Here is a 21,082-nt window from a genome sequence, read left to right as displayed (position 1 = left end):
CTACATGCGTCCGGTGTGGTGCCGACGACGCCGGGCCACCTCCTTGCGCGCTGAGCGCAGCCTGGCCAGGGCGGTGTCGATGTCCTCGTCCTCGTCGACGGCCGTCGCCTCGAGCGCCGCATACTGTTCGGCACGCCGCCGGTCGCGGTACGAGAGCAGATCCCGCAATGCGATCCTGCGGTGTGTTCCCACGCGGTCGAACGGGATTTCACCGTCGTCGAGCAGTCGGACGACAGTCGGTCTGCTGACGCCGAGGAGTTCGGCGGCCTGTTGGGTGGTCAGTGTCGTGTTCTGCGGCGCTACGGTCACCGCGAGGCCATGCCGGAGGGCTTCCACCACATGCCGCAGGACGCGGGATACCTCTTCCGGCAGCTCCACCTGCTCGTCGCGGCCGGCGCCACTGAGGAGATACGCGGATCGCCCATCCGCGGTCCCCGTGTGTCCGTGCGTCTCCAGGAAGGCTTGAACGCTGGCCAGTTGCCGCTGCTCCGCAGTCTCGGGAACGTACGTTTCCTGTCGTAGCTCCGTGCTCATACGTCCTCCTCAGTCGCTCGTAACGTAACTCGTTTCGTTTTGTTCGTCCAGTCGTCCGGATGCTGCTCCCCGGGTGAGCTCGCTCCGGACGGGGTGGACGCGGTCGTGGACTACGTCGGCGGGGACTCGATCGACGCCTCGACCGGGTGTTGCCCTGGGAGGACGCCTTGGTCGCTGTCAATGGCGACCTTGCACCCGGCGCTGGGCATCGAGTTGCGGCACGCTCGCGGCGGAGCGAAGCGCTCCGCTTGAGCCCGGATGGTCGCTGAGCTGCGGGCGCGCTTCCTCTCCCGGCTGGGGCCCGGCGACGACTATCGCGCCGTCCGCCAGGCCTGGAACGCTTCGGCGCTGGTGTAGGACGGGGTGTAGCCGAACACCGTCTTGAGTCGGGTGTTGTCCAACACCGGGCGGTACCGCAGGAACACCGTCTGTTCCGGACCATACGGGGTCACGCCGAGGCGCGAACCGAGAGCCAGCGCGCCCCGCAGCACCGGTTCCGGGATCGCCAGCGTGGGCTTACCCAAGGCGGCGGCGATCTCGTCGACGGTCATCGCGCCATCCCCCGCGACGTTGAAGACTCCCGTGATCGGGTTGGTCACGGCCCGCTCGATCACCGCGACCACATCGCTGTCCCAGATGAAGACGAACGGGGAGTCGGCGCCACGGATCTTCAGCAGGCGGGGTTTCTCGAACAGCGCGGTGATCTGGTTCTCCACCCGCGCACCGAGGATCGTGCCGATGCGCAGCACCACCTGCTCCAGCTCGGGATGGCTCGACCGCATTTCGGCCAGGCGCTCCTCGACCAGCCGCTTGTGGCGGCTGTAAGGAAACGCCTCGTTACCGCGCACCGGGTCGTCCTCGGTCAACCACCCGTCGTGCGCGGCGCCGGTGTCCGGGTGATAGCCGTAGGCCGCACCGGACGACGACACGACCACCCGTCGCACCCCGTGCGCGCGGCAGGCGTCCAGCACGTTGCCGGTGCCGGTGACGTCGACGGCGTACTGGTGTTCCCGGGACGAGTTCTTCCCCGGCGTGACCACGGCCGCCAAGTGCACCACCACCTCGACGTCCCGTCCCGCGAAGGCGCGTTCCACCGAGCCGGCCTCGGTCACATCGAGCAGCACATGATCCACCCCGGACACCGTGGAGGGCGGCTCGGTGAGGTCGCCGCTGACGACGTGGTGCCCCGCCGCGGCCAGCCCGCGCACCACCGAAGCCCCGAGGAAGCCGTTTCCGCCGGTGACCAGCACGTTCCGAGGCACCGTCGATTCGATCATGCTGGTTCCACCTTCGTTTCCGTGCCCCGTTTCCACCGCAGGCTCCACAATTGGGCGACGGTGAGTCCGGCGATGATGTCCCAGATCCCCCACCACGCTGCCACCAGTGCCATGCCGCCGAGGCCATCGAAGAAGCTGAACACCAGCAGCAAACCGAGCCCCGAGTTCCGGATACCGACCTCGAACGTCATCGCCTTGGTGCTCGCCTGCGGCAGGCGGGTCAGCTTCGCCACCCCGAAACCGGTGCCCAGCGCCACCGCGTCGTGCAGAAACACCGCCAGCAGTACCACGCCGATGTAGTCGAGGAAAACACCCCAATTGTCGGCCACCCCGACCACGATCACTCCGGCCAGCGCGAGAAACGACACCGGCCCGAGAACACGCGCGCCAACCCGGGCGAGCCCCGGCCGCAGCCGCGCGATCGTCAGGCCGGCCGCGAACGGCACGCCGATCACGAACCCGACCTCGGCGAGCATGTCCGCCGCGCCGAGTTCGATCTCCCGGAGCACGGTGTGCCCGGTGGGATGCAGACCGCCCCAGAACGCGAGGTTCAACGGCATGAGAACGATCGCGAGCACGTTGCCGACGCCGGTCATGGACACCGACAGCGCGACGTCGCCGCGGGCGCGGTGGGTGAGCACGTTCGACACGTTGCCGGGCGGGCAGCACGCCACGAGGAGCATCCCCAGCGCCACCGAGGCACGCACGTCCAGCACCAGGGTGAGCACGAACGTGATCGCCGGAAGCAGCAGGAACTGCGCCAGCACACCGAGAGCGATCGTGCCGGGCCTGCGCGCGGCGGCGACGAAGTCCGCAGGGCGGGTGTCCAGCGCGATGCCGAACAGGATCGCGCCCAGCACGATCTTCAGCGTGGTCAGCGAACTCGGCTCGAACTCGATACGGATCGCGTCGACGTCCCCGGCCAGCTCGATCACGGCAGCATGCCCAGCTTCGTGATCTCCGCCCGCACCGCGCGACGGTAGGCGTCCTTGTTGACGTAGTAGCTCATCCGCTCCAGGCCGAGGTAGCGGTAGCCGCCGGAGAGGTCCGGGCGCGGTCCGCGCATCCGCGCTTCGAACGCCGCCGCCCGGTGCGGGGCGCGGTGTCGAGCGGTGAGGTAGGACGCCACCAGCTCGGCCTGTTCGTAGCGGCCCTGCCAGCCGAGGCCGGAAGCCTCCACCATTCCGAGCACGAACAGATTCGGCGCCGATTCGGAGAAGATGTTCAGATACAGATCAGGGCAGGTTCCGCTGCCGGGTCCGCGCCAGTTCAGCAGCGCCGGGTCGAGGAACGGGTAGTGCAGGTGGTAGCCGGTGGCGAGAACCACGACGTCGTAGTCGCCGCGCTCGCCGTCGGTGAACAGCACGCCGTCGCCGTCGAGGCGGTCGACATCGCGGCGCACGCGGATGTCGCCGTGCCCGAGGTGGTGCAGAATCAGCGAGTTCACGATCGGATGGGACTCGTAGAGTTTGTGGTCCGGTTTCGGGAAGCCGAACCGCACCGGGTCACCGGTGAACAGTTTCAGTACCCGGCTGTCCACGGCCTGCTTGATTCGCGGCGGCAGCGGCCTGCCTTGGTTCAGCGTGTCGGCGGGTCGACCGAAGAGGTACTTCGGCACGAAGTGATAGCCGCGCCGTACGCTGATGTCCACCGACGCGGCGTGGTGCACGGCGTCGACGGCGATGTCGCAGCCGGAGTTGCCCGCACCGACGATCAACACCCGTTTACCCGCGAATACCTCGGCACGTTTGTACCGACTGGTGTGCCACATCTCACCGTCGAACTCACCCCGCAACGGGGGAATCGTCGGCTTGCTGAGGGTTCCGTTCGCGACCAGCACCCCGGCGTGCTGCTCGGTGTGGTCGCCGTCCGGTCCGGTGCTGGTGACCGCCCACCCGTCGTCCGCCGGTTGTACCCGGGTGACTTCCGTACCGAACCGGTACCGCTCGACGAGACCGAAGGCGTCGGCGAAGTCCCGGAAATAGGCGCGCAGCTCCCGATGGCTGGGATAGTCGACGTGCGTGTTCGCCATCGGGAACTCGGCGAACTCGGTCGTGGTGCGCGACGAGATCAGATGTGCGGATTCGTAGACGGTGCTGCGCGGGTTGTCGATGTTCCACAGGCCGCCGACGTCGTCGCCCAGCTCATAGCCGACCACGGCGTGGCCGTGGCGCTGCAGGTTGCGCGCCCCGGCCAGACCGGAGGGTCCGGCACCGATGACGGCATAGGTCTGTTCGGACATCGTCGCCTCGCTCACTTCCTCAGTCGGCGGGTCATCAGCCGGACGTAACCTGCGGGCGCAAGCCTGCGCACGTGCCAGGACAGCCAGGCGATCCGTCCGATCAGCACGCGGTCGCGGTCGAGGCGCACCGCGCGCAGTACGGCTCGCGCGACGTCGTCCGGGGTGACCTGGGCACCGGTGGTGCTGCGTTCGGTGCCGTCGGCGCGGGCGGCGGCCTCGCGCAGACCGTGTGTGACGAACGTCGGATGCACCAGGGTCACGCCGACGCCGTCGGCGGCCAGCTCCGGACGTAGCGCGCCGAACAGTCCGGTGACCGCGTGCTTCGCCCCGACGTAGGCGGGCCGCCCGAGCACCGGCGCGAACCCGGCCACGGAACTCAGCGTGACCACCCGGCCGCGTGTGGCGCGCAGGGCAGGCAACGCTGCCTGCGTACAGGCCACAGCGCCGAGGTAGTTGACCTCCAGCACCCGCCGGTGGATGTCGACACCGTGGTCCTCGAATGCGCCGATCGCCGAGATCCCGGCGTTGTTCACCAACACGTCGATCCGCCCGGTGCGGCTCATGATGGTGGCGAAGGTGGCTTCGACCCGGGCCTGGTCGGTGATGTCGCAGGCGAGATACCGGTCGTCGCCCTCGGGCAGGGCGGTGCCCAGATCGAGCCCCATGACCTCGTATCCGGCCGCGGCGAACCGCCGCATCAGCCGGGTTCCGATCCCGCCTGCGGCCCCGGTGATGACGGCGACGGGCACCGAGGCACCTTCCGCGCTCATGCCGTGCCATCCTGCCTGTCCTGCTCACGGAAAGGAACCACAAAACGTGAAACTGATTCGCCGGAGTTGAGGGGGGCTCGTGCGTGTGGGGCAAGGCAGCGCAGCGCCCTCCCCCGGGGCGAACCGGAACAGGCGAACGAGTCCGGCAGATGCGTTCGTTGTTCCTCCGATGCTGGTGGGAGCGGCTTCACCTACAGGGGTGGACCGGGACCGGAGTGGGAACAGGGCCTCCCGCGTGGCGCGTTGGGGACCGCATGCGAGCCATGGTTCTGGAACAGTACGGCGGGCCCGACGAGCTGGTCCCGCGTGAGCACGCCGACCCGAAGGTGGCGCCCGGTGAGGTGCTCATCGGGGTGAAGGCGGCCGGGGTGAACCCGGTGGACTGGAAGATCGGCGCAGGGTACCTCGACGGCATGCTGGAGACCCACTTCCCGATCATCCCCGGGTGGGATGTGGCCGGGGTGGTGGAAGCCACGGGACTGGACGTCACCGAGTACTCGGTCGGCGACGAGGTCGTCGGCTACCTGCGCAAGGACTGGGTGGAGTACGGCTCCTACGCCGAGTTCGTGTCCGCGCACGTGCGGCTGATCGCACCGAAACCGGCGTCACTGGACTGGACGCACGCCGCCGGACTCCCCCTGGTCGGGCTCACCGCCTGGCAGACCCTCGACCGGGTGAAGGTGGGACGGGGCGACACCGTCCTCGTGCACGCCGCCGCGGGCGGGGTCGGCTCGATCGCCACCCAGCTCGCCGTGGCGCGGGGTGCCCGGGTGCTCGGCACGGCCGCCGAGCACAACCACGACTTCCTGCGCGAACTCGGCGCCGAGCCCGTCTCCTACGGCGACGGGCTGGTCAGCCGGGTTCGTGAGCTCGCCCCGGACGGGGTGGACGCGGCCGTGGACTACGTCGGCGGGGACTCGATCGACGCCTCGCGCGAGCTGCTGGGTGAGACGTCCCGGCTGGCCTCGGTCGCCGACCCGCGGGCCGACGAGGTCGGCGGGGTCTACATGTGGGTGCGCCCGGACGCCGGACAGTTGGCCGAGCTGGCCGCGATGGCGGGCGACGGTCGGCTGCGGGTCAACGTCGACCGCGTGTTGCCCCTGGAGGAGGCCGCCGAGGCGTGGCGGCTCAACCAGCAGGGCACCACGCGCGGCAAGATCGTGCTCACGGTGGAATGACGAGGTGCGTCGCCGCTCACATCACCGATCGGAGCACGGCGAGCATGCCCAGGCCGACGAGCACGAGCGCCGAGGCCCGGGTGAACAGCCGTTTCGCCCGAGGGGTGGCGACCAGGCGGTGCAGCACGCCCGTGCAGGCCGCCAGCCACACCGCCATCACCGTCACGTGTGCGGTGGCCAGGGTGAGGATCTGCCCGGCCACCGCCAGGTCGGTGTCCAGGAACTGTGGGACGAGCGTGAGGTAGACCAGCGCCGCCTTCGGGTTGAGCACGTTGCCCAGCAGCGCCTCGACGTAGGTGCGGGGCAGGGAGACCGCGTCCGGGACGGCGTCGGTGGAGCCGGACGGGGCGGCCGTCCTCCCGGAGGCGTGCCAGGTCCACAGCCCGAGCGCGACCAGGTAGCCGGCGCCGACGTAGGTGACGACCGTGAACGCCGTGTCGGAACGCACGAGCACCGCCGACAGGCCCACGGCGGCGAGGATGGCGTGGACGTAGATGCCGGTGGCGGTGCCGAGCACCACGGGAACGGCGCGCAGTCTGCCCCCGGCGGCGACGTGCCGGATGAGCAGGGTGAGGCTGGCGCCCGGCGTCGCGACGAGGGGAAAGACAGCCGCGACGAACGCCGCGAGCGCAACGGGATGTGCCACGCCGACTCCGCTCAGGGCACGACGCGGTAGTGGGTGGTCGGACGCCCGCCCTCGTCGCCGGGGTGAAACGCGTGTTCCGGTGGTGGATCCCGGTCTGCGGGTTCGTCGCCCTCGCACGGCGGTCGCAACGACCAGGTAGTCATCAGCCGATCCCCTCCCGATCGCGCCGCTCATCGACGGCGTGCCTAACGGATTCCTCCGCAAGATCCATTAGGACGCTACGATCGGCGCGCTCGACCGGTCAAGTCGTGAGAGGGTGAGCGGACATCGTGCGGTGCTTTCCGGCTGTGGACCTGGCGAACACCCTTCGCCACGACGGCGAGGGAGGCGTCGCGGACGAACTGGGGACACCCGCCACCACCGTCCGGTGGCTGCGGCAGTGGCACGAGCTGATGCCGGGTGGACCAACCGACGTCGACGGGGAGCTGCACGCGCGACTGCTCGGCCTGCGCACGGCCGTGCGGGCGTTGTTCGCCCATGCCGTCGCACCCGGTCCGGCGAGTCGCGCGGACCCGCGACCGCTGATGTTGCAGGGCGAGGCGCTCGCGGGCCTCAACGCCGCGGCGACCACGGGCCCCGTCGTTGCGGAGCTCGACTGGCCCGAGGAGGGCACCCCGACGACGCGGATGCGGCCGACCGACACCGATCCCCGCATGTGGCCCGTGGCCGCACTGGCCTGTGCCACGATCGCGTTCCTCGGCGGTCCCGACCGGGAGCGCCTGCGCGCCTGCGCCGCTCCCCGCTGCGTGCGGTACTTCGTCCAGGGACACGGCAGACAGCGGTGGTGCAAACCCTCGTGTGGCAACCGCGTTCGGGTGGCCCGCCACCACCGGCGCCGGCAGGAGCCGAGGACCCGGCCGCACGGCGGGGAGAGCTGATGCTGGAGATCGAGGACCGGCCGTCCGACTCGCCGTACGTCGCCCGGGTGTGGCGGGGACGCGGTAGCGGCATCGAACGCATGAGGTCGGTGGCGACCTCGCACTGGGAACTCGTCGTGTGGACACACCGCGGCCGCGTCGGGGTCGGCGTGCGTGGTCCGGAGACCGCGGCGAGCCTCGCGGACGTGCCGGACGACTCGGAGTCGTTCGGAATCAGCTTCGCGCACGGCACGTCGATGCCGCACCTGCCGATCCCGAGGCTCGTCGACGGGCAGACGGACAGTCGACGCGCGACGCCCCGGAGCTTCGTGCTCCGGGGCGAGGAGTGGGCGCTTCCCGACTTCGACAGCGCCGAGCAGTTCGTGGCCCGGCTCGTGCGGGCGGGAGTGCTCGTGCGGGATCCGCTGGTGGCCGAGGCCGTCTCCGGCGAGGTCACGGGTGTGGGTGCGCGTTCGGTGCAGCGGCGGGTCGTGGCGGCGACCGGCCTCACCCGGAGCACGATCCGGCAGATCGAGCGGGCCCGGCGGGCCGCGTTGCTGCTGCGCGCGGGGGCCGTGCCGTTGGAGGTCGTGCACCGGCTCGGCTACCACGACCAGCCGCACCTGTCCCGTTCACTCACCCGTTTCGTCGGCCGCACGGCGACGCACCTGCGCCGGGTCGACACCGCCGAACCCCTGTCGCTTCTGTACAAGACCGATCCCTGAACGCCCGCTAGCGTGTCCTGCACGCCGACGCGGGAGCGGCGCGAGACAACCCGTTCAGGAGGGGAACACCACAGGCATGGGCAGGATCATCTCGAACTTCTTCATCTCGCTCGACGGTGTGGTCGAATCGCCGGACGAGTGGCACTTCCCGTACTTCGACGACGAGATGGGGGCCGTGGTCGGAGCCGGCATGGAGACCAACAAGGCCTTCCTCATGGGACGCACCCTCTACGACGAGTGGGCCGCCTACTGGCCGGACAGCACCGACGAACCGTTCGCGACCTTCTTCAACACCATGCCGAAGTACGTGATCTCCGGTTCGCTGACCGACCCCTCCTGGCACAACACGACGGTGCTGCCCGGTGACGTCGACGCGGTGCGTGCGGTCAAGGAGAGCATCGACGGTGACCTCGGCATGTCGGGCAGTGCGAGCACGGTGCGCTGGCTGCTCACCCATGGGCTGCTCGACGAACTCCGCCTGTTGGTGCATCCGATCGTCGTCGGCCACGGACACCGGCTGTTCGACGGGAACACCGCCACGCACAAGCTCACCCTCGCCGACAGCGGCACGCTGTCCAGCGGAGTTCTCAACCTCACCTACGTGCCGACCTCGTGAGGGTCGGAACAGGCGGGACCATCGATTCCGGCCCCGGGCCGCCGGTCCGGCGGATAGGGTCACCGGCGTGGCGGAGCCGGACTTCCTGACCCGCACCCGTGCGGCCTACGACACGATCACCGAGCCCTATACGGAGTGGATCGCCGCCGAGCTGGCGGCCCGGCCGCTCGACCGTGCCGTCCTCGGCGGCTTCGCCGAGCTCGTCACCGCCGCCGACGCGGGCCCGGTGGTCGAGATCGGCTGCGGGCCGGGCCGTATCACCGCACACCTGAACGGCCTCGGCCTCGCGGTGTCCGGGATCGACCTCGCGCCCCGCATGGTTGCCCGCGCCCGACAGGACCATCCGCACCTGCGGTTCGCCGAGGGCTCCATGCTCGGCCTCGACCTCGCCGACGGGGCGCTCGGCGGCCTCGTGGCGTGGTACTCGATCATCCATGTGCCGGACGAGCGCCTGCCGGACGTGTTCGCCGAGTTCCACCGGGTGCTGGCCCCGGGCGGGTACGCACAGCTCGCGTTCGCGGTGGGTGACGAGGTGGTACACCGCGACGAGCTCGGCGGGCACCCGGTGTCGCTGGACTTCCACCCGCGCCGCCCGGAACGGGTTGCCGACCTGCTGCGCGCGGCGGGCCTGCAGCCCCGTGCTCAGGTGGTCCGTGAGCCGGACACCGACGGCGACTACCCGGAGCAGGCACCGCAGGCGTTCCTGCTGGCGAGAAAACCGCTCGGGACGGGACGGAGGCGTCCCGAATGACGCACGGCGGTCCGGGTGAAAGCGGCTGGGTGCGGACCCGGCAGCGGGTAGCTCACTGACCTGCGGCCATGCGTCGTTTCGTTGTGACACACTGTTCACGGCGAAAGGGGGCCGGTCGATGCAGGGTGACGTGTCGCGCAGCGCCAGTACGTTCGAGGTCAAGGATCTCGTCGAGATGGCGTGGCAGGGTAAGATCAGGGTGCCGCACTTTCAGCGCTCCTTCCGGTGGAAGTTGGCGGACGCGGAGAAACTGTTCGACAGCATCGTGCGGAACTATCCGATCGGGAGTCTCCTGCTCTGGGCCCGCCCGGCTCCGGCCGCTGAACTGCACCTCGGGGCGCTGCGTCTGGACGCTCCCGAGCTGCCCGAGGCGCTCTGGGTGGTCGACGGGCAGCAGCGCATCACGAGCATGGCCAATGTACTGAGCCCGGAGGCGGGGAACGATCCGCGGTTCGCTCTCGCCTACGACCTCAGCGCCGACAGGTTCGTCAGACCGCGAGAGAACGCCGATCCGACCGTCCTGCCACTTCCCGTCCTCTATGATCCGCAGCGGTTGATGAAGTGGTTCTGGGACCACCCCGAGATCAAGGACCACTTCGACCGGGCGAGCGCGATCACCGACAAGATTCGTACGTACGCGGTTCCCGCTTATCTCGTCAAACACAGTGACGAGCGTGTTCTCCAGGACATTTTCGACCGGATGAACAACTACGGGAAGCGGCTGACCAAGGCGGAGGTGTTCTCGGCGCTCAACGCCGGGGAGGAGAGTGCGGCCGGGGAGAAGCTGGATTTCGCTCTCATCGCGTCCCACGTCGACGAGGACCGGCAGTTCGGTGAGCTGGACGAGGGTACCGTTCTCCAGGCGGTCCTGGCGCGCAGAGATCCGGACATCCAGCGCGAGGTACGGGTCGAATTCACCGACGGCGGTGAGGACCGGGACACCGCGTACCGGGCCGCGGAGAACGCGCTCCTCCGGGCCGTGGCGTTCCTCCAACTCGAGGCGCAGGTGCCCCACCTCGCGCTCCTGCCGTACCGCTACCTGCTGATCGTGCTGACCCGGTTCTTCGCGCATCACCCCGAACCCGCGGCGCAGAACGTGAAACTCCTCCGCCGGTGGTTCTGGCGGGCGGCGGCGGTGGGGCCGGGCATCTTCCCCGGGGGTACCACCGGAGCGACCCGGATCTACGGCCAGAAGATCGTTCCCGGGCAGGAGTCGAGCTCCGTGCAGGCGTTGTTGGACGCGGTCGGGCCCGAACCGGCCGACTCTCCCGTACCGGATGTCCGGACGTTCCGGGCGAACTCCGCGGCCGCGAAGATCGTGTTGTGCAGCTGGTGGGCTCTGGAACCGCGGGATCCGATCACGGGGGAGCCGTTCAGCTCGGCGGAGCTGGCGGAGAGTCTCACGGGTCAGTGGACCGCCTCGGACGCGATCCACAAGATCGTCACAACGGACCGGCTCGATGCTGGTCGGCGGAACAGCGCCGCGAACCGGTTGTTCCTTCCGGTTCTCCGGCAGGACGTCGCCGAGGCATCCGCTTCGCTGTCCGGTGGGGTGACAGCGGTGTCGGAGGACCTGCGGGAGCGGGTCCGCGAATCTCACCTCTTCTCTCCGAAGACCGCTGATCTCCTACGCTCCGGGCGCGTTTCCGACTTCGTCGATGTCCGGCAGCAGTTGGTGTACGACACCGTCTGGTCGTTTCTCCGGCAACGGTGCGAGTGGGGATTCGAGGACACGCCCCCACTGTCGGAGCTCGTCATCGAGGACGAGGACGATGACGGCTCGTACTGAGCAGCGCCACGGGGTCTGGCTCGACGAGTACCGCGTGGGAACGCTGAATCAGCGCGGGGACTACACCTGGTTCACGTTCACCGAGGAGTACCTCGACGACGCGGACCGCCCGGTACTCGGACTGATCTTCGAGCAGGACATGCACGCGCGCCACGCCAGTGCGTTACGGCTGCCCCCGTGGTTCTCCAACCTGCTCCCGGAGGGCAAGCTACGGGAGTGGATCGCCGCCGACCGGCACGTGTCGGTGGACCGGGAGATGGAACTGCTCGCACAGGTGGGGCACGATCTGCCCGGGGCGGTCCGGGTGCTGCCCGAGGACGGCGAGCCGTCCGCGTGGCGCCCGGAGGCGGCGAGCGGTGCGCCCGAGGACGCCGGCCACTCCGGGTGGAAGTTCTCGCTCGCCGGAGTCGGTCTCAAGTTCTCGATGGTCAAGCACAACGACCGGTTGACTCTGCCCGCCTCGGGTGAGGGCGGCGACTGGATCGTCAAACTCCCGGACCGGGTCTACCCCGACGTCCCGGTCAACGAGTACGCGATGATGTCGCTGGCCGGTGCGGTGGGCATCGACGTCCCCGAGGTCCGGCTGGTGCACCGCGACCGGGTGCACGATCTCCCCGCGCACATCTGGCCGGAGAAGGAGGAATTCGCCTACGCGGTCAGCCGCTTCGACCGCGACGGCGGGAGACGCCTGGTGCACATCGAGGACATGGCCCAGATCCGCGACACCTACCCCGAGCGGAAGTATCAGGGCAACTTCGAGACCGTCGCCGCACTCGTCCATCGGCGTCGCGACCTCCCCGCGCTCCGGGAGTTCGCCCGCAGACTGGCCTTCATCGTCCTGATCTCGAACGGCGACGCGCATTTCAAGAACTGGTCACTCATCTACCGCGATCGGCGTGTCCCCACGCTCGCGCCCGCGTACGATCTCGTGTCCACCGCCTTCTACCAGGCAGGCGACGGCCCGGAGGACCTCGGACTGAAGTTCGGTGGGACCAGGGACTTCGACCGGGTCACCACCGGCACGTTCGCCCGACTCCAGCGGCGGCTCGGAGCGCATGGCGCGGAACTGGCGGACGTGGCGGCGGACACGGTGCACCGCGTCCGCGCCGAGTGGCCACGGTTCGCTCCGCTGCTGCGCGACAACCCGCCTCTCCGGGAGGCGATCGACACGAGCATCACCGAGCGCTCCCGGACGCTGCTCGCTACGGCGTGATGCGGGCCGTCCGGTGGGGTCCTGTCCCAGGACTTCTCCACCGGACGGCCCGTACCCGGTCCGGCTACTTCAGCTCGCTGCTGGACTTGCCCAGCAGGCGGCGGGCCACGATCAGCTGCTGGATCTGCTGGGTGCCCTCGAAGATGTCCAGGATCTTCGAGTCGCGGCTCCACTTCTCCAGCAGGGACTCCTCCGAGTAGCCCAGCGTGCCCGCGAGTTCGACGCAGCCCAGCGTGACGTCGACGGCCGTGCGGCCCGCCTTCGCCTTGGCCATCGAGGCCTGCAGCGAGTTGGGTTCGCGGTTGTCGGCCATCCACGCCGACTCCAGGGTCAGCAGGTACGCCGCCTCGTAGTCGGCCTCCAGGCGCAGATACCGCGCGGCGGCCGCGTGCTGGAGATTCGCCGGCCGGTCGTAGTCGACCGTCACCCCCGCCTCGGTCAGCAGCCGTCCGGTCTCCTCCAACGCCGCCCGCGCGACGCCGACGGCCATGGCGGCCACCAGCGGGCGGGTGTTGTCGAAGGTCTGCATGACCCCGGCGAAACCCTTCTTGGTGTCGATCTCCGGGGTGCCGAGCAGGTTCTGCTTCGGCACGCGGCAGTTGTCGAAGCGCAGCACCGCCGTGTCCGAGGCGCGGATGCCGAGCTTGTGCTCCAGCCGCACCACCTCGAAGCCGGGGGTGCCCTTCTCCACGACGAACGACTTGATCGCCGCGCGGCCCACGTTCTTGTCCAGGGTGGCCCAGACGACGACCGAGTCGGCACGCTCGCCCGAGGTGACGAAGATCTTCTCGCCGTTGAGGACGTAGTGGTCGCCGTCCTCGGTGGCCGTGGTGGTGATGGCCGCCGAGTCGGACCCGCACCCCGGCTCGGTGATCGCCATCGCCGACCAGGTGCCCGCGAACCGCTCCAGCTGTTCGTCGTTGGACACCGAGGCGATCGCGGCGTTGCCGAGGCCCTGGCGCGGCATGGACAGCAGCATCGCCACGTCGCCCCAGCACATCTCGATGGTGCCGAGCACGGTGGACAGGTTGCCGCCGTTGCGGTTGCCGGAGTCCTTCTCGTCCTCCTTGCGGCGCACGCCCGCGGCACCCGCGCCGCCCTCGCCGGAGGTGTTCAGCCCGTCCAGCAGGGAGGCGAGCATGTCCAGCTCGACCGGGTACTCGTGCTCGGCGCGGTCGTACTTGCGCGAGATCGGGCGGAACACCTCGGACGCGGCCTGCCGCGCCTGGTTGACCAGTCCCTTGGCCTTCTTCGGGACCTCAAGGTTGATCATGCGCTGACGACCCCCTCCATGACGGCGATGGCGCGCAGGTCGCGGTACCAGCGTTCCACCGGGTGTTCCTTGATGTAACCGTGGCCACCGAGCAGCTGCACCCCGGCGTTGCCGATCCGCATGCCCTTCTCCGCGGCCAGCGAGTGCGCCAGGGCGACCTCCCGGGCGTTGTCCCTGCCCTGTTCGGCCCGCGCGGCGGCGCGCAGCATGGTCAGCCGCATGCTCTCCAGCTCGATGCCGATGTCGGCGACCTGGAACGCCACGCCCTGCCGGTGGCTGACCGGCTCCCCGAACGCCTGCCGCTCGTTGACGTAGGGGACGACGTAGTCGAGCACGGCCTTGCCGGTGCCGCAGGCCAGCGCCGCCCAGCCCAGCCGGGACGAGCGCACCACCCGGGTGAACACGTCCGCCCTGCCACCGCCGATCAACGCCTCCGCGGGCACCTTCGCGCCGTCGAGCACGACCTTGCCGGTGGCCGCGCCGCGCAGCCCCATCGCCGGGTCGGCCTCGACCGACAGGCCCGCGGTGCCGGACTCCACGAGGAACAGCGCGGGTCCGCGGCCCTCCAGATCGGCGGAGACGACGAACAGTTCGGCCTGCGCCGCCCGCGGGACCAGGTTCTTCACCCCGTCCAGCGTGTACCCGTCCGGGGTGCGGCGGGCCTTCGTGGCCGGTGCGAACACGTCGAACAGCGGCCGCTGTTCCTGCAGCGCGAGCGCGGCGGCGGGCACGTTCTCGTCGGTGAACGCGGGCAGGTACGTCGACTGCTGGTGCGCGTCGCCGTGTTCGGCGAGGACGTTCGCCACCGCGGACGGGGCGAGCACCGCCACCGCGAGGCCGAGGTCACCGTGGGCGAGTGCCTCGGCCACCAGCGCGTTGGTGACCGACGAGCGCTCGGTGCCCATGCCGCCGAGCTCCTCCGGGACACCGACGGCGGTCAGGCCCAGTTCGGCGGCCCGGCCCAGCAGGCCGTCGGGTGGGGTGAGTTTCTCGTCCGCCCCGGCCGCGGCGGGTCGCAGCTGCTCGGCGGCGAACTCGGTCACCGTCTCGACGATCATCTGCTGCTCGTCGGTCGGTGTCAGGTCGAACAGCCCGGTGTCGGGCGCGTCCGTCGGCCGCGCGGGCTCGCTCATCCGGGTGGTCGCCTGGAACGTCCGCTGCGCCGCGCCCGCCGCGCGGAAGCCCTGCCGCGTGGCCGTGGCCACGACGTTCTCCACGGGCTTCCGCAGTCCGGCGCGGTCGAGCAGTGTGGAACCGGCGAGCCGGTTGAGCGCCGCGAGGCCGAGGCCCATGGCGTCGCGTTTGGTCGCATTCTGTCTGGCCACAGCTGTCCCCTCCGGTCTACCTACTCGCGAGTAGGTTAGCGGGTGACCGTGGCCGGACGCCAGTAGGGTCGCCGCGTCCGTCGTGATCCGGGTGTCTCAGGTGATGCCGAGCTCGGCACGCAGCAGCGTGCCGAGCTCGGTGGCCAGGTTCGGCCGGGCCGCCACCCGGCGGGTCCGGGTCAGGTCGTTGGCGATCGTCAGCGCCGCGTGGACGACGATCCGGATTTCGCGGGTATCCCACCCGGGATGCACGGCCTGCAACAGCCCGACCCACTGGGCGACGTAGTCCCGCTGGATGCGCAGCAGTTCGGCACGGTCCCGCTCGGGGATGTGCACCCGGTCCACCGAGAAGGCCACCAGCAGCTCGGGCGGGCCCGTCAGCGTCCGCACGTACGAGTCGGCCAGCCTGCGCAACGCCTCGGTCTCGTCCGGCGGTGCGCTCGTGCGCACGGCGTATTCGGCGGCCAGGCCGAGACGGTCGCCCGCGCGGCGTCCGATCGCGGCCAGCAGGCTGCCCTTGCTGGAGAAGTGCCGGTACACGCTCGGCCCGGCGATGCCCGCGGCCTGCCCGATGTCCTCCATGCTCACGTCGGTGAAGCCCCGTGTGCGGAACAACTCGGCGGCCTCGGTGAGCAGTTGCTCGCGCCGCGAGGGTTGGCCCAGGGTCGGCGTCTCCCCGGCCGCTGCGGTGTCCCCGGCCTCCGGCACGGGCAGCTCCGCGTGCAGGACGCGCAGGGCCAGGGTGGTCAGCAGCTCGGTGAACCGCCGCTTCGGCAGGCTCGTGTGGTGTACCGACACGCTGCCGAACACCGACAGCGCCGCCCAGCACAGCAGTTCGGCGTCGTCGGCGGCCAGTTCGGGGCGGCGCTGCATCAGCACCTTGGACCACGCCGTGAGCATCGCGGTCGAGCGGCTCCGGATCTCGTGCTGGGTTCGCGCGTCCAGGTGACGGCCCTCCCACCGCCACAGCGCGGCGACGTCCCGGCGTTCGACCGAGCGTGCGGCGAGGCGTTCGAGCAGGTCCCGGATCCGCTCGGGGGTGGCGGTACCCGCCCCCTCCAGCGCGTCGGCGGTGGCGGTCTCCATGTCCCGCAGCCCGGTGAGCAGCACGTGCGCGAGGACGGCCTGCTTGTCGGTGAAGTGTCGGTAGAGCGCGGGGCCGGTGACGCCCGCGGCCGCGGCGATGTCGTTGATCCCCACGCCGTGGTAGCCGCGCTCGCGGAACAGCTCCGACGCCACCGCGGCGAGCTGGGCCCTGCGGTCGCGGCCGCGTCTGGTCCTGCTGGTGTCACCGTCCATAACGTGAGCACACTCTAGCGTCTGTGGGCCCCGGGGCAACCCGTTGACAGCCTGCGTGAATGCGGGATTATGTTAGTAGCGATTAGCACCACGAAACCCAGCACCACGAAAGGCGGACTCCGCCAGGAAGGACCGTGGGTGTGAGTACAGAGGCGTTCATCTACGAGGCGATCCGTACGCCTCGTGGCAAGAACAAGGGCGGCGCCCTGCACGGGGTCAAGCCGCTGGACCTGGTCGTCGGCCTGATCGACGAACTGAAGTCGCGGCACCCCGACATGGACCCGGCCCTGATCGACGACATCATCCTCGGTGTCGTCTCCCCGGTGGGTGACCAGGGCGCCGACATCGCGCGCGCCGCGGCGATCGCGTCCGGGCTGCCCGAGACGGTCGCGGGCGTGCAGCTCAACCGGTTCTGCGCGTCCGGGCTGGAGGCCGTCAACCAGGCGGCACAGAAGGTCCGCGCGGGCTTCGACAAGCTCATCCTGGGCGGCGGCGTCGAGTCGATGTCGCGGGTGCCGATGGGCGCCGACGGTGGCGCGATGTTCACCGACCCGGCCACCAACTACGACTCCTACTTCGTCCCGCAGGGCATCGGCGCCGACCTGATCGCCACCCTGGAGGGCTTCTCCCGGGAGGACGTCGACCGCTTCGCCGTGCGCTCGCAGGAGAAGGCCGAGGCCGCCTGGGCGGGCGGGTACTTCTCGAAGTCCGTGGTGCCCGTCACCGACATCAACGGCGTCACGATCCTCGACCACGACGAGCACCGTCGTCCGGGCACGACCGTGGAGTCGCTCGGCAAGCTCAAGCCCGCCTTCGCCGACATCGGCGAAATGGCCGGGTTCGACGCGGTGGCGACGCAGAAGTACCACTCGGTCGAGCAGATCAACCACGTGCACACCGGCGGCAACTCGTCGGGCATCGTCGACGGCGCCGCCCTGGTGCTGGTCGGTGACGAGGAGACCGGTAAGCAGGCCGGACTCACGCCGCGGGCGCGCGTCGTGTCCACCGCGGTCACCGGCTCCGACCCGACGATCATGCTGACCGGCCCGACCCCGGCCACGCAGAAGGTGCTCAAGCAGGCCGGGCTCACCGTCGACGACATCGACCTGTTCGAGCTGAACGAGGCGTTCGCCTCCGTGGTCCTCAAGTGGATGAAGGACCTCAAGATTCCGGAGGAGAAGGTCAACGTCAACGGCGGTGCCATCGCGATGGGCCACCCGCTCGGCGCGACCGGCGCGATGATCCTGGGCACGATGGTCGACGAACTGGAGCGGCGTCAGGCCCGGCGTGCGCTCGTGACCCTGTGCATCGGCGGCGGCATGGGGCTGGCCACCATCATCGAGCGCGTGTGAGGGACGAAGAACAACGATGACTGAATCCAAGACCATCCGCTGGGAGACCGACTCCGACGGCATCGTCGTGCTCACGCTCGACGACCCGAACCAGTCGGCCAACACCATGAACGCCGACTTCCGCGAGTCGCTGGCCGCGACCGTGGACCGGCTGGAGGCCGAGCAGGACTCCATCACCGGTGTGGTGCTGACCTCGGCGAAGAAGACCTTCTTCGCCGGTGGTGACCTCAACGACCTGATCCAGGCCACGCCCGAGCTGGCCGGGGCCATGACGGAGCAGACCAACGCCGTCAAGCGGGACCTGCGCAGGCTGGAGACGCTGGGCAAGCCGGTCGTCGCGGCGATGAACGGCGCCGCGCTCGGCGGTGGCCTGGAGCTGGCGCTGGCCTGCCACCACCGGATCGCCGCCGACGTCAAGGGCAGCCAGATCGGCCTGCCCGAGGTGACGCTGGGCCTGCTGCCCGGGGGCGGCGGCGTCGTGCGCACCGTGCGCCTGCTGGGCATCCAGAGCGCCGTGCTCAACGTGCTCGTCGAGGGCCAGCGGCACAAGCCGGCGAAGGCGCTGGAACTGGGCCTGATCGACGAACTGCTCGACTCGACCGACGCGCTGCTGCCCAAGGCCAAGGAGTGGATCAAGGCCAACCCCGAGGCCCAGCAGCCGTGGGACGTGAAGGGCTACAAGATCCCCGGTGGCACGCCGTCCAACCCGAGCTTCGCGGCGAACCTGCCCGCGTTCCCGGCGACGCTGCGCAAGCAGCTCAAGGGCGCGCCGATGCCCGCCCCGCGGGCCATCCTCTCCGCCGCGGTCGAGGGCAGCCAGGTCGACGTGGACACCGCCTCCGAGATCGAGACGCGGTACTTCGTCAGCCTGGCCACCGGCCAGGTCGCGAAGAACATGACCAAGGCGTTCTTCTTCGACCTGCAGCACATCAACTCGGGCGGGTCCCGGCCCGACGGGTACGAGAAGTACCAGGCCCGCAAGGTCGGTGTGCTCGGCGCGGGCATGATGGGCGCGGCCATCGCCTACGTCTCCGCCAAGGCCGGGATCGACGTCGTGCTCAAGGACGTCTCGACCGAGAACGCGGAGAAGGGCAAGGACTACGCCCGCAAGCTGGAGGAGAAGGCGCTCAAGCGGGGCAAGACCACGCAGGAGCGTTCGGACGCGCTGCTGGGCCGGATCACCGCCACGGGTGACCCGCAGGACCTGTCCGGCGTCGACTTCGTGATCGAGGCCGTGTTCGAGAGCACCGAGCTCAAGCACAAGGTCTTCTCCGAGATCCAGGACGTCGTGAACGCCGACGCCGTGCTCGGGTCGAACACCTCCACGCTGCCCATCACCGGCCTGGCCGAGGGGGTCCAGCGGCAGGAGGACTTCATCGGCATCCACTTCTTCTCGCCGGTGGACAAGATGCCGCTCGTGGAGATCATCCGTGGGGAGAAGACCTCGGACGCCACGCTGGCCAAGGTCATCGACTACACGATGCAGATCAAGAAGACCCCGATCGTGGTCAACGACAGCCGCGGGTTCTTCACCAGCCGGGTGATCGGCACGTTCATCAACGAGGCCGTCGCGGCCGTCGGCGAGGGCGTCGAGCCGGCCACCATCGAGCAGGCGGGTTCGCAGGCGGGCTACCCGTCGCCGCCGCTGCAGCTGATGGACGAGCTGACCCTGACGCTGCCGCGCAAGATCCGCGAGGAGACCAGGGCCGGTGTCGAGGCCGCGGGTGGCACCTGGACGCCGCACCCGTCGGACGCGGTCATCGACCGGATGATCGACGAGTTCGACCGTAAGGGCCGCTCCAGCGGTGCCGGGTTCTACGAGTACGACGAGTCCGGCAAGCGCACGCGGCTGTGGCCGGGGCTGCGCGAGGCGTACAACAGCGGCAGCGGTGAGGTCCCCTTCGAGGACCTGAAGGAGCGGATGCTCTTCGCCGAGGCGCTGGAGACCGTCAAGTGCTTCGACGAGGGTGTGCTGCGGTCGGTGCAGGACGCCAACATCGGCTCGATCTTCGGCATCGGGTTCCCGGCGTGGACCGGCGGTGTGGCGCAGTACATGAACCAGTACCCGGGCGGCCTCAAGGGCTTCGTGGCCCGCTCGCGTGAACTGGCGCAGCGCTACGGCAGCCACTTCGAGCCGCCGCAGTCCCTGGTCGACAAGGCCGACAAGGGCGAGATCTACGAGTAGGTCACCCTGTCAGGTGGTGCCGTGAAGGCCCCCTTCCCTGCACCCAACGCAGGGAAGGGGGCCTTCACGGCGTCTGACGCAGGGAAGGAGTCCTTCACGGCAACCCCGGTGGGTGGTCAGAGCAGGGGTGGGACCATCGCCTCGATGAGGTGGGGGCCCGGTTCGGCCAGGGCGGTGCGGAGCTGGTCGGCGAGCTGTTCGGCCGTCTTCGCCTGCGTGGCCGGTACGCCCATGCCCTCGGCGATGCGGGTGAAGTCCATGTCCGGGGTGGACAGATCGAGCAGGCTGTTCGCCTTCGGTCCGGAGGTGTCGGCGCCGACCCGTTGCAGCTCCATCCGCAGGATGGCGTAGGCGCGGTTGTTCAGCACCACCGTGGTGACGTTCAGGTTCTCCCGCGCCTGGGTCCACAGTGCGGAGATCGTGTAGAGCGCGCTGCCGTCCGACTCCAGGTTGATCACCGGACGGTCCGGTGCGGCGATCGCGGCGCCGGTGGCCACCGGCATCCCCTGCCCGATCGCACCGCCGGTCAACGTGAGCACGTCGTGCCGGGGCGCACCCGCCGTGGCCGGGGGCACCAGCAGTCCCGAGGTGTTGGCCTCGTCGGAGATGATGGCGCCCTCCGGCAGCAGCGCCCCGAGGACCTGCGCCCAGTTCTGCGGGGTCAGCTCCCCCTCGGGCAGTTCCGGACGCTGCGCGGGCGCCAGATCCGGTTCCGTGTCCGGGGCCACCAGGTCGGCCAGTTCCTCCAGCGCCGTGACGACGTCGTCGTCCTCCCCGGCCAGCGTGTGCGTCTGCGCGTCCTCGGGCACCAGGTCGCTGGCCTTACCGGGGTAGGCGAAGAACGACACCGGCGCGCGGGTACCCGCCACGACGACGTGCCGCACGCCGTCGAGCTGGTAGGCCACCTGCTCGGCCAGGTATCCCAGCCGGTCGAGGGCGGGCAGCCCCGCGCCCCGTTCGACCCGCGCCGGGAAGGTCTCCAGGAACGGCCGGGCGCCGGTGGCCTTCGCGATCCGGCTCGCCGCGCGCAGTCCGGCCTCCCGGCAGGCC

The 21,082-nt window shown here is 69.9% G+C and carries 19 protein-coding genes; 9 read left to right on the top strand and 10 right to left on the bottom strand.

Annotation, left to right across the window (positions count from 1 at the left end; all coding sequences use genetic code 11):
- The 5 genes from SACPADRAFT_RS0206005 to SACPADRAFT_RS25805 form a co-directional block, all read right to left on the bottom strand.
- Complete coding sequence (locus tag SACPADRAFT_RS0206005; protein WP_007023559.1) at positions 1–534, bottom strand: helix-turn-helix domain-containing protein; 534 nt, start codon at positions 532–534, stop codon at positions 1–3.
- Positions 535–845: 311 nt separating this feature from the next.
- Entirely contained in the window at positions 846–1,811 is a 966-nt protein-coding gene (locus tag SACPADRAFT_RS0206000) for an SDR family oxidoreductase (RefSeq protein WP_007023561.1), read from the bottom strand.
- Positions 1,808–2,746: a bile acid:sodium symporter family protein gene (locus tag SACPADRAFT_RS0205995; protein ID WP_007023562.1), complete on the bottom strand. Its 939-nt coding sequence runs from the start codon at positions 2,744–2,746 to the stop codon at positions 1,808–1,810. The genes SACPADRAFT_RS0206000 and SACPADRAFT_RS0205995 overlap by 4 nt, the downstream gene beginning before the upstream one ends.
- Positions 2,743–4,053, bottom strand: coding sequence for a flavin-containing monooxygenase (locus tag SACPADRAFT_RS0205990; RefSeq protein ID WP_007023563.1), 1,311 nt, complete (start codon positions 4,051–4,053; stop codon positions 2,743–2,745). Before SACPADRAFT_RS0205990 ends, SACPADRAFT_RS0205995 begins: the two co-directional genes overlap by 4 nt.
- 11 nt (positions 4,054–4,064) lie before the next feature.
- The gene (locus SACPADRAFT_RS25805; protein WP_007023564.1) at positions 4,065–4,823 is read right to left on the bottom strand and encodes an SDR family NAD(P)-dependent oxidoreductase; all 759 of its coding nucleotides are present in this window, start codon (positions 4,821–4,823) and stop codon (positions 4,065–4,067) included.
- Positions 4,824–5,086: 263 nt separating this feature from the next.
- Between SACPADRAFT_RS25805 and SACPADRAFT_RS0205980 the strand changes: the two genes are divergently transcribed.
- Positions 5,087–6,001 carry an NADP-dependent oxidoreductase gene (locus tag SACPADRAFT_RS0205980; RefSeq protein ID WP_007023565.1) on the top strand — a complete coding sequence of 305 codons (915 nt, stop codon included), beginning with the start codon at positions 5,087–5,089 and terminating at the stop codon, positions 5,999–6,001.
- Between the two features lie 16 nt (positions 6,002–6,017).
- Here the strand turns inward: SACPADRAFT_RS0205980 and SACPADRAFT_RS0205975 are convergent, their stop codons facing one another.
- Positions 6,018–6,647, bottom strand: coding sequence for a LysE family translocator (locus SACPADRAFT_RS0205975; RefSeq protein WP_007023566.1), 630 nt, complete (start codon positions 6,645–6,647; stop codon positions 6,018–6,020).
- 287 nt (positions 6,648–6,934) lie between these two features.
- Between SACPADRAFT_RS0205975 and SACPADRAFT_RS0205970 the strand changes: the two genes are divergently transcribed.
- The 6 genes from SACPADRAFT_RS0205970 (at position 6,935) to SACPADRAFT_RS0205945 (ending at position 12,598) form a co-directional block, all read left to right on the top strand.
- Positions 6,935–7,525 (top strand): CGNR zinc finger domain-containing protein, encoded by a 591-nt coding sequence (locus SACPADRAFT_RS0205970; RefSeq protein WP_198048268.1) that lies wholly within the window; start codon positions 6,935–6,937, stop codon positions 7,523–7,525.
- Positions 7,525–8,229, top strand: a complete 705-nt coding sequence (locus tag SACPADRAFT_RS0205965) for a helix-turn-helix domain-containing protein (RefSeq protein WP_007023568.1) — start codon at positions 7,525–7,527, stop codon at positions 8,227–8,229. The genes SACPADRAFT_RS0205970 and SACPADRAFT_RS0205965 overlap by 1 nt, the downstream gene beginning before the upstream one ends.
- Positions 8,230–8,305: 76 nt before the next feature.
- Positions 8,306–8,845 (top strand): dihydrofolate reductase family protein, encoded by a 540-nt coding sequence (locus SACPADRAFT_RS0205960; RefSeq protein WP_007023569.1) that lies wholly within the window; start codon positions 8,306–8,308, stop codon positions 8,843–8,845.
- Positions 8,846–8,912: 67 nt separating this feature from the next.
- On the top strand, positions 8,913–9,596 hold the full coding sequence (locus SACPADRAFT_RS0205955) for a class I SAM-dependent DNA methyltransferase (RefSeq protein WP_007023570.1): 684 nt from the start codon (positions 8,913–8,915) through the stop codon (positions 9,594–9,596).
- Positions 9,597–9,714: 118 nt separating this feature from the next.
- Positions 9,715–11,385 carry a DUF262 domain-containing protein gene (locus SACPADRAFT_RS0205950; RefSeq protein ID WP_007023571.1) on the top strand — a complete coding sequence of 557 codons (1,671 nt, stop codon included), beginning with the start codon at positions 9,715–9,717 and terminating at the stop codon, positions 11,383–11,385.
- The gene (locus SACPADRAFT_RS0205945; RefSeq protein ID WP_007023572.1) at positions 11,369–12,598 is read left to right on the top strand and encodes a type II toxin-antitoxin system HipA family toxin; all 1,230 of its coding nucleotides are present in this window, start codon (positions 11,369–11,371) and stop codon (positions 12,596–12,598) included. Before SACPADRAFT_RS0205950 ends, SACPADRAFT_RS0205945 begins: the two co-directional genes overlap by 17 nt.
- Positions 12,599–12,662: 64 nt before the next feature.
- On the opposite strand, the gene SACPADRAFT_RS0205940 is transcribed toward SACPADRAFT_RS0205945, so the two are convergent.
- The 3 genes from SACPADRAFT_RS0205940 to SACPADRAFT_RS0205930 all read right to left on the bottom strand — a co-directional run bounded on the left by SACPADRAFT_RS0205940 (position 12,663) and on the right by SACPADRAFT_RS0205930 (position 16,495).
- A complete protein-coding gene (locus SACPADRAFT_RS0205940) occupies positions 12,663–13,871 on the bottom strand; it encodes an acyl-CoA dehydrogenase family protein (RefSeq protein ID WP_007023573.1) in 1,209 nt (402 codons plus the stop codon).
- Entirely contained in the window at positions 13,868–15,163 is a 1,296-nt protein-coding gene (locus tag SACPADRAFT_RS0205935; RefSeq protein WP_198048271.1) for an acyl-CoA dehydrogenase family protein, read from the bottom strand. The genes SACPADRAFT_RS0205940 and SACPADRAFT_RS0205935 overlap by 4 nt, the downstream gene beginning before the upstream one ends.
- A 129-nt stretch (positions 15,164–15,292) precedes the next feature.
- Positions 15,293–16,495 carry a TetR/AcrR family transcriptional regulator gene (locus SACPADRAFT_RS0205930; protein WP_007023575.1) on the bottom strand — a complete coding sequence of 401 codons (1,203 nt, stop codon included), beginning with the start codon at positions 16,493–16,495 and terminating at the stop codon, positions 15,293–15,295.
- Positions 16,496–16,635: 140 nt separating this feature from the next.
- Here SACPADRAFT_RS0205930 and SACPADRAFT_RS0205925 point away from each other — a divergent pair, with 140 nt between their 5' ends.
- Positions 16,636–17,847: an acetyl-CoA C-acetyltransferase gene (locus SACPADRAFT_RS0205925; protein ID WP_028662256.1), complete on the top strand. Its 1,212-nt coding sequence runs from the start codon at positions 16,636–16,638 to the stop codon at positions 17,845–17,847.
- Between the two features lie 16 nt (positions 17,848–17,863).
- Positions 17,864–20,032 carry a 3-hydroxyacyl-CoA dehydrogenase NAD-binding domain-containing protein gene (locus SACPADRAFT_RS0205920; RefSeq protein WP_007023577.1) on the top strand — a complete coding sequence of 723 codons (2,169 nt, stop codon included), beginning with the start codon at positions 17,864–17,866 and terminating at the stop codon, positions 20,030–20,032.
- A gap of 116 nt (positions 20,033–20,148) precedes the next feature.
- Here the strand turns inward: SACPADRAFT_RS0205920 and SACPADRAFT_RS25800 are convergent.
- Positions 20,149–21,082, bottom strand: a 934-nt coding sequence (locus SACPADRAFT_RS25800; RefSeq protein WP_007023578.1) for an acetolactate synthase large subunit, incomplete at its 5' end; no start/stop codon positions are given.

It is taken from the genome of Saccharomonospora iraqiensis subsp. paurometabolica YIM 90007, assembly GCF_000231035.2.
GTDB lineage: Bacteria > Actinomycetota > Actinomycetes > Mycobacteriales > Pseudonocardiaceae > Saccharomonospora > Saccharomonospora paurometabolica.
Note: the sequence above shows the minus strand (reverse complement) of the source record. Positions and strands in the feature narration are given on the sequence as shown.

Excerpts from the sequence above, each read along its gene's own strand:
- SACPADRAFT_RS0205940 (WP_007023573.1), bottom strand. The coding sequence starts at position 13,871 with ATGATCAACCTTGAGGTCCCGAAGAAGGCCAAGGGACTGGTCAACCAG.
- SACPADRAFT_RS25805 (WP_007023564.1), bottom strand. The coding sequence starts at position 4,823 with ATGAGCGCGGAAGGTGCCTCGGTGCCCGTCGCCGTCATCACCGGGGCC.
- SACPADRAFT_RS0205990 (WP_007023563.1), bottom strand. The coding sequence starts at position 4,053 with ATGTCCGAACAGACCTATGCCGTCATCGGTGCCGGACCCTCCGGTCTG.
- SACPADRAFT_RS0205950 (WP_007023571.1), top strand. The coding sequence starts at position 9,715 with ATGCAGGGTGACGTGTCGCGCAGCGCCAGTACGTTCGAGGTCAAGGAT.
- SACPADRAFT_RS0205930 (WP_007023575.1), bottom strand. The coding sequence starts at position 16,495 with ATGGACGGTGACACCAGCAGGACCAGACGCGGCCGCGACCGCAGGGCC.
- SACPADRAFT_RS0205960 (WP_007023569.1), top strand. The coding sequence starts at position 8,306 with ATGGGCAGGATCATCTCGAACTTCTTCATCTCGCTCGACGGTGTGGTC.
- SACPADRAFT_RS0205965 (WP_007023568.1), top strand. The coding sequence starts at position 7,525 with ATGCTGGAGATCGAGGACCGGCCGTCCGACTCGCCGTACGTCGCCCGG.
- SACPADRAFT_RS0205935 (WP_198048271.1), bottom strand. The coding sequence starts at position 15,163 with ATGGGCCTCGGCCTCGCGGCGCTCAACCGGCTCGCCGGTTCCACACTG.
- SACPADRAFT_RS0205945 (WP_007023572.1), top strand. The coding sequence starts at position 11,369 with ATGACGGCTCGTACTGAGCAGCGCCACGGGGTCTGGCTCGACGAGTAC.
- SACPADRAFT_RS0206000 (WP_007023561.1), bottom strand. The coding sequence starts at position 1,811 with ATGATCGAATCGACGGTGCCTCGGAACGTGCTGGTCACCGGCGGAAAC.
- SACPADRAFT_RS0206005 (WP_007023559.1), bottom strand. The coding sequence starts at position 534 with ATGAGCACGGAGCTACGACAGGAAACGTACGTTCCCGAGACTGCGGAG.
- SACPADRAFT_RS0205920 (WP_007023577.1), top strand. The coding sequence starts at position 17,864 with ATGACTGAATCCAAGACCATCCGCTGGGAGACCGACTCCGACGGCATC.
- SACPADRAFT_RS0205980 (WP_007023565.1), top strand. The coding sequence starts at position 5,087 with ATGGTTCTGGAACAGTACGGCGGGCCCGACGAGCTGGTCCCGCGTGAG.